Source organism: Oleiphilus sp. HI0132 (assembly GCF_001635845.1).
This window is the reverse complement of sequence record NZ_LWGJ01001200.1, coordinates 1-7,388: the sequence shown is the minus strand read 5'-3', so window position 1 is coordinate 7,388 and position 7,388 is coordinate 1. Positions and strand designations below refer to the sequence as shown.

The 7,388-nt window shown below is 42.7% G+C and carries 6 protein-coding genes and 1 tRNA gene; 5 read left to right on the top strand and 2 right to left on the bottom strand.

Features of this window, described 5'->3' with window-relative positions; all coding sequences use genetic code 11:
* Positions 1–125 precede the first annotated feature (125 nt).
* The gene (gene rlmKL, locus A3766_RS17430) at positions 126–2,339 is read left to right on the top strand and encodes a bifunctional 23S rRNA (guanine(2069)-N(7))-methyltransferase RlmK/23S rRNA (guanine(2445)-N(2))-methyltransferase RlmL (protein WP_068512355.1); all 2,214 of its coding nucleotides are present in this window, start codon (positions 126–128) and stop codon (positions 2,337–2,339) included.
* Positions 2,340–2,376: 37 nt separating this feature from the next.
* On the opposite strand, the gene A3766_RS17425 is transcribed toward rlmKL, so the two are convergent.
* Together A3766_RS17425 and A3766_RS17420 are read right to left on the bottom strand one after the other, a co-directional pair.
* Positions 2,377–3,129: an outer membrane beta-barrel protein gene (locus A3766_RS17425; protein WP_082880424.1), complete on the bottom strand. Its 753-nt coding sequence runs from the start codon at positions 3,127–3,129 to the stop codon at positions 2,377–2,379.
* A gap of 178 nt (positions 3,130–3,307) precedes the next feature.
* On the bottom strand, positions 3,308–3,781 hold the full coding sequence (locus tag A3766_RS17420; RefSeq protein WP_068515724.1) for a hypothetical protein: 474 nt from the start codon (positions 3,779–3,781) through the stop codon (positions 3,308–3,310).
* 152 nt (positions 3,782–3,933) lie between these two features.
* On the opposite strand from A3766_RS17420, the gene A3766_RS17415 reads away from it, so the two are divergent.
* From A3766_RS17415 to A3766_RS17400, 4 genes are all read left to right on the top strand, one after another.
* On the top strand, positions 3,934–5,574 hold the full coding sequence (locus A3766_RS17415; RefSeq protein ID WP_068515721.1) for a tetratricopeptide repeat-containing response regulator: 1,641 nt from the start codon (positions 3,934–3,936) through the stop codon (positions 5,572–5,574).
* 121 nt (positions 5,575–5,695) lie between these two features.
* Positions 5,696–5,772: transfer RNA gene (locus A3766_RS17410), tRNA-Arg, on the top strand.
* A gap of 84 nt (positions 5,773–5,856) precedes the next feature.
* Complete coding sequence (locus A3766_RS17405; protein ID WP_156495025.1) at positions 5,857–6,363, top strand: hypothetical protein; 507 nt, start codon at positions 5,857–5,859, stop codon at positions 6,361–6,363.
* On the top strand, positions 6,332–7,388 hold a 1,057-nt coding region (locus A3766_RS17400; RefSeq protein ID WP_068642589.1), incomplete at its 3' end, for a hypothetical protein. The genes A3766_RS17405 and A3766_RS17400, both read left to right, overlap by 32 nt.

Genomic DNA, 7,388 nt, shown 5'->3' with positions numbered 1-7,388 from the left:
TTTCTATAAAACACTATTTATATATAGCTTTAGTATAAGCTTCCGTAATAGCTTGTTTTATAGGGTGTAACGTGTTCGAATGCGCGATTATTTCTTAATTTCAGTTTGTATTAATTTGGTAACACATGCGAAATAACGACTCATATAATGTTTTTATAACGTGCCCCCGAGGGCTAAATTACGTTCTTGAGCAAGAACTCAATAGTTTTGGAGTCGAGCAGACAAAGTCAACGCCTGCTGGCGTGAGTGCCGAATTAGATAAATCTTTGTTGTATCGTGTATTACTTTGGTCGCGAGTTGCAAATCGGGTTTTACTTGAGCTTTGTTCACATAAAGCGGAAACGGCTGATCAAATTTATGACGCAGCTTATTCTATAGACTGGAGTCGATATTTCGATTGTACGGCTAGTTTTGCGGTCGATTTCTCTGGGCAAAATGAACATGTCAACAACACTACCTTTGGTGCTTTGCGAGTAAAAGATGCAATTGTTGATAAGTTTCGTGACCTTGTTGGGGACCGGCCCTCAGTTAGTCGAGCCGAGCCTGATATCCGTATATCAGCCAGGTTGGCAAAAGGGAAAATTAACGTAAGCCTCGACTTGTCAGGTGAAAGTCTCCACAAACGCGGCTATCGTTCTGTTACCGGTGCTGCGCCACTCAAAGAAAACCTTGCCGCCGGATTGCTTTTGCTGAGTGGCTGGCCTAAGCGTTACAACGACAGCGCTAGTTTTATTGATCCAATGTGTGGCTCTGGCACTTTGCTTATTGAAGCGGCAATGCTTGCTACCAATAAAGCGCCAGGACTTGCTCGCGAGCGCTGGGGGTTTGAGTGTTGGAAAGGTCATGATGAGCGATTATGGAGTGCGCTTCGTCAGGCTGCTTTAGATTCATTCGAAAAAGGCTTAGGTTCATATCAGGGGCGTATTACTGGTTTTGATCAGGATTCTAGAGTTGTGGCGAAAGCTTGGGATAATGTTAGAAAGGCAGGCTTTGATAAGATTATTCATGTGGAGAAACGCTCACTAGAAGATTTTACCCTTGCTGAACATGATCAGGCGGGGTTGTTGCTAACGAACCCTCCTTATGGAGAGCGCTTGGGCGAGATTAACCTCCTTAAAACGCTGTATGGTGTGTTGGGTGAGCTATTTGAGCGAGACTTGCTTGGATGGAGTGCCGGCGTATTTACAGGAAATGCAGATTTAGGTAAGGCCATATGCTGGCGTTCATATAAACAGTATAAACTCTTTAATGGCGCTATCGAAAGTCAACTCATCTTATTTAGTCTTGATAAGGATAATCGCTACAAAGATGCTGCGAGCTCCTCTAAATTAGAACATTCATCTAGCAACTGGAAGATATCGAATCCACAGCGTGCTGAAATGTTCGCTAACCGCCTTAAGAAGAATTTTAAGACCCTCGGTAAGTGGGCTAAGAAAAATGAGATTAGCTGCTATCGCTTGTACGATGCTGATATGCCGGAATTTGCGCTCGCAGTCGATATGTACCAAAGCATTGATCAAACTACATGGCTTCATGTCCAGGAATATCAAGCGCCAAAGTCTATTGATGAGAAAGCTAGCCGAGAAAGGCTAAGAGAGGGGCTTAAGGTATTAAGCGAGTTTAGTTTTAATGGTGCAACGATACCGACGAAGCGAATTGCTTTAAAAGTTCGTTCGATACAAAAAGGTACTAAACAGTACGAAAAAGAAGCATCTCAAAAAGACTTTTTTACAGTAAGTGAGAGTGGTGCGCGATTCAAGGTAAACCTAAAGGACTACTTGGATACCGGGTTGTTTCTCGATCATCGTCCCATTAGAAAGTGGGTCTATGATAATGCCAGAGATAAACGCTTTTTAAATTTATTTTGTTATACAGGTGCGGTGAGTGTTTATGCCGCACTTGGTGGTGCGAAATCAACCTTGAGCGTTGATATGTCAAAGACCTACTTGAATTGGTTCGAGGGAAATCTGGCGCTCAATAGGCTAGCGCTTCGTGACAATAAAGTAGTTCAGGCAGATTGTATTGAGTGGCTAAAGTCACAACAGGAACAAAAAGCCAGTTTTGATCTGATTTTTCTAGATCCACCGAGCTTCTCTAATTCTAAACGAATGCAGGGGGTGCTGGATATTCAGCGTGATCATGTCGTACTCATAGAGCAGTGTATGAGCTTGCTGTCTGAAAAGGGGGTGCTGGTTTTCTCGAATAACCTGCGAAGGTTTAAGCTTGATCCAGGCTTGAGCGCAAACTATAAGGTCACAGACTTTACCAAAATGTCAGTGGATAAAGATTTTGAGCGCAATAGTCATATTCACCAATGCTGGAAAATAGAGCGCGGCTAGGAAATTTGCTTAGTCGGTTTGAGTAGTGGGCTTATCCTTAGAATTCAAACTTTAGGTAGGTACTGTACTGATCTATTTCGATATTCGTATCAGTGTCCTTGAGCAAACGACCGTATTCAAAGGATAAATACCACTGATCACTCAGCTTATAGTCTCCTCCGATAATCCAGCTTAAACTGAAGTTCGTTTTAAATAAATGTGACTCGGCCACGAATGGGCTGGGTTGAACCGCTGATTCCGCGTTAGAAATAGCACTTTCCGAGACGGTTCTAATAACTTCATGACGCGTTACATCTGCTCGGTAGTAAGATAGTCCAAGTAGTGCGTAAGCATTAAAATAATCTGTAATCTCTTGCTCGGCTCCCATATATGTCGCAATCCAATGATCTAGGTTGACATCCTTTGCTCCTTTAAGCGTGTCTTCTTTGATTCCCTTGCCGTAACGAAACTCTGCTTTGAAAGTGTCATCTAGGTAGCTACCATAAATAACGCTAAGGCCGTAGGTTTGTGCAGTAAGGCCGCTGAATGATAAAACCGGAGAGCCTTCAGTTCTATCTTCGTAAGATACGCTGTCAGAGAGGACGAGATTAAGGTTGAGCCTGTTGAATTCGTTCAAAGAAAGACCGACAGATAAGTAGTTTCTTTCGGACTTAGGGCCAGGGTTGCTAAAAAAACCGTTATCATCGTTGGCTTGAGTCAAAGTAGAAATAGATAGCAGAATTGAAACTAGGGCGAGTGCGAAGCGTTTGCAAACCATGTTGCTGGGCATCCTTAATTTTAGTTGATCCATTTGTAGATCCGGTTTTGCTACGGTTGATAGCTTGCATTGAGGTATTGAATTACGGAATGCAATATGGTGCCACGATATTACCAAATGTGCTTCGATACGATTCACAATTTATTGAAGTAAAACATAATATTGGGTTTGCTGAGCGTTGTTGTGAATTGAACCTGAGAAATTCTAGATGCTAAGTTAGGATTTCTTTGCTTAGGTGAAGCAGTGCGCGAACATTGTCTTCAATTGAGTCAATATCAAGCTGGTTCTCGATAGCCAGGTCATTTCGTTTCGCTAGCAGCGTTTCTAGTGGGTGAGAGCTAAAGAGCTGGGTGATTGAAGCTATTTCAAAGCCTAGTTCGTTATTATAAGTCTCGAATAGCAGTTCTAATAAGGCTTCATCTTCATCTAGGCCATCAATAAAAACTGTTTGGCCATCCAAGTCCTGGTTTAGTTCTCGAATTACGTCAGGCCCGGAAACACCTTGATCAAAAAGAAATTGAAGATCTACGGTGCTGTCGGTATTGTCCCAAGGGTCCCATTCGTCATCAGGGATAATAAGTACAGACTTGATTTGGCCGTTGGCTAGTGACCAGGTAATTGCAGTTGGAAAACCGCCTTCATCTGGTGTGCTGTATTCAATATCGATAAAAGAAGGGAATTCCATATTAGATAGATAAGACCATGCTTGTTAAAAGCCTGAATTTTCTATTGTTCAGTGTCGTGAGTCAAAAGAAATATTTGAATATACGCTATCTGATTTGATTTTTTGTCTACACTTAGGAGTATTAAATTTAGGAACAGTGAAGTAAGTGTTTTATGAGTGAGTTGCAAAGACAAATTCAGCTAGCCAAATACTATCGCAATCTGCGCTTTTTGGTTGTCGATGATTTCGAAAACTTTCGTCTTTCAATACGCCAAATGATCAGAGCGTTTGGGGTTGAGAGTATCGAGGTAACGGGGAATGGTGAAGACGCCGTTGCTCGTTGTGAGCATGAAGAGTTTGATATTATTTTGTGCGACTATAACCTAGGCCCCGGAAAGAGCGGGCAACAGGTTCTGGAAGAACTTCGTCACAATAAAATTCTTAAGCATACAGGCATATTCATACTCATCACGGCAGAAACTTCTAAAGATATGGTCATGGGAGCGCTTGAATACTTGCCTGATGGCTACATCACAAAGCCTATTACAAAAGCCGTTTTACAAAAACGTTTGGATGCAATGATCGAGCAGCGTGAGGTATTGAAACCTATTAATGAGGCGATTGATGCTGAAAACCTCCCCAAAGCGATCGAACTAATCAATAAAGAGGTTCGCTACGAAACTAAATATATCACCTGGTGTATGCGCAAGCTTGCTAGTCTTTATTTTCAGATGGGTGAGAACGAACGCGCAGCGAAGATATATCGTGACGTGTTATCGACACGTGATATTGGTTGGGCAAGGCTTGGTTTAAGCAAGGTGCAAGTTGCTTTGGGTGACTATGAAGGCGCTATCAAGGGGCTTCAAGGCTTATTAGCAGGTAACCCGAACTTAATTGAAGCCTATGATACCTTGGCCGAAGCGCAACTAAAGCATGGGAAGGCCCGCGATGCGCAAAAAACTTTGGCAAAGGCTGTTGATATTTCACCGCATGCTATTCTGCGTCAGCAGAAACTTGCTGAAGTTTGCTCTAAAAATAAAGATGTTGAAGGCGCTGCGGATGCTTTTTGTCAAAGTGTAAAGTTGGGGCACAATTCTGTACACGAGTCTTCTGAAAATTATTTAAGTTTAGGTCGCTGCCTTTCTGATTTGGCTGAAGGTGATACGTCGGATAATGGTAAAAAACAGGCAAAAGAAGCTGTTCATATTCTAGGGCGTGCTAGTAAGAAATTTAAGGATGATGTCAATGTTCAGGCTAGTGCATTATTGATCGAGGCCCGTGTTCACAAAGGGCAGGGTGATGACAAAAAGTCTCAGGCTGCACTGGATAAAGCCCAGGAAACAATGGATGTATCGAGCGCCTCAGCTGAAACAACCTTGGAGTTTGCTAAAACACTCTACAGTATGGGAGACGAGACCGAAGCCGAGAAGGTATTAAGTGATTTGGCAGAGCGTCACTCGGACGACAAGGGTGTCATGAACAATATTGAAGAGTTGCTTGATGAGCCTGTTAGCCTTCAGAAAAGGGTTAAAGCTAGAAAGCTTAACAAGAGTGGTATTACTGCATTTGAAGAGGGTGATCTGGACGAAGCGATTCGCGTTTTTGATGAGGCGCTTCAGGTTACGCCAAAACACCCAGCCCTTAACCTTAATACCGTCCAGGTAATGCTAAAACAAATTCGACAGCAAGGTGGCAACCCTCAGCTCAAAGCAAAGTGTGAGCAATGCTTGGACAATGTTAAGCATATTCCTGCTCAGCATAGGCAATACAAACGCTTCCAAAGTTTACAAACGAAGGTTAAGGCACTGTCCTAGTCGTAGGTAACAGTGGGTATCGCAAGTCCTGGCTTCAATTGTATGGGAATAATCTGTTGCAACGTGTAATTTCCACTTGAGCCTGACTCATTTGCTCGCTATTATTCCTGCGCCTATTTTTCCGCCCTTAGCTCAGCTGGATAGAGCGTCCCCCTCCTAAGGGGAAGGTCTCAGGTTCGAATCCTGAAGGGCGGGCCATTCTTGTTTATATCTCCATATTGCTCTTAAAACTCAGAGCTATGTTATTAAAGTGTAAAACCACGCGTGTTTAGGTTTGTGGCTTTGGCAATCCACAGATTATGGTCTACCTTTGTAATCATGTGGATAAAGTCCTTTATCATTTATATTTCTTTGATTGCAGTTTTCCAACTGTCGCTCGCCCGTACCTGTTATGCTGATGACTCAGGCGGTCATGTCAGTGAATCAGCGAACGCGCAGTCTGTTATCACTCATCTCTCCACGCTAACCGACACTTTAAGCTTAAATGAGTTGCGCGCTATTTTTAGTCTGAGAGCTAGAGCTTGGCCCGATGGAACAAAGATTACAGTGGTGGTTTTCCAAGATACCAACCCGGTTCATCGATCATTTTTGATGAATACCTTAAAAATGCTCCCGCATCAACTTAGGCGTCAATGGGACCGGTACATATACTCAGGTATAGGTCAGGGACCTGTTGTCGTTCAATCCGTCGAAGATATGCTAGCGACAATTAATAATACACCCGGGGCAATTGGTTATGTTGAAGGAGGCATGTCGAATGAGCATTTTACTACGGTCAGTATTCGCTAAGGCCGTTTTAGCGGTTGTGCTGGGTGGAACTTCTTTAGTTTCTTTCGCTACGGAAGCTAAGAAATATCTAGTGGATCATATCAATTGGCACGGTTTTGTTAGTCAAAGCTTTGTTTTAACCGATGAAAATGATTTTTTGGGTTCTAGTTCTGATGGTAGCTTTAAATACAATAGTGTTGGTTTAAACGGGTCTTGGAAGGCGACGAACTCTTTACAGTTTTCCATGCAGGGTCTTTACAAACAGATTGGTAACGGCGAGCCAAAAGGTACTAGACTTGATTTTGCGATACTTGATTGGCGGCTTTTTGATGATTTTGAATATGGTTTAGGTTTAAGAGCAGGGCGTTTAAAGAATCCGTTTGGCTTCTTTAACGAAACTAGAGATGTTGCAGTAACACGTCCTAGTTTACTGTTGCCTGAGTCTATTTATATTGATTACTTGCAAGAGATATTACATTCATCAGATAGTATAGGGCTTTATGGGCACCGGGAATTCCAGAGCGGTACGTTGTCGTTTAGTACTGCTTTTGGTGAGCCGATTTTTAATAGTCATAGTGTTGAGTCAATCTTAAGTACGAAAACCTCTGGTAGCTTCGATAATGAGCGCGCTAGCTTTACGAGGCTGTCTTTTGAACCCGGTTCTGGTGCGTGGCGCACTGCGCTTTCTTATGTTCAATTAGATGCTGATTTTACACCGGGAGCAGGGGAAACGTTTCAAGATCTTACTGTCACCCCTCCACTGTTTGAGGGTGAGCTTGGCCTAAAAGCATTGATGCTTTCTTTTGAACTCAGTATTGATAAATGGCGCTTCACAACTGAAATCCAACGACGAGATATCGAAGTAGATAACATTTTTGCTGGCAATAAAAATGTGGAAAAGTTTATTGGTTATTACGTTCAGGTAGATTATCAACTATCACCTAATATGCAGGTATATGTGCGCCAGGACGAAGCTTATCGGTTTAAAGACGACAAAGATGGCTCGGACTATGAAGCCGGTGACCCAATCAATAGGTATGCGCGTA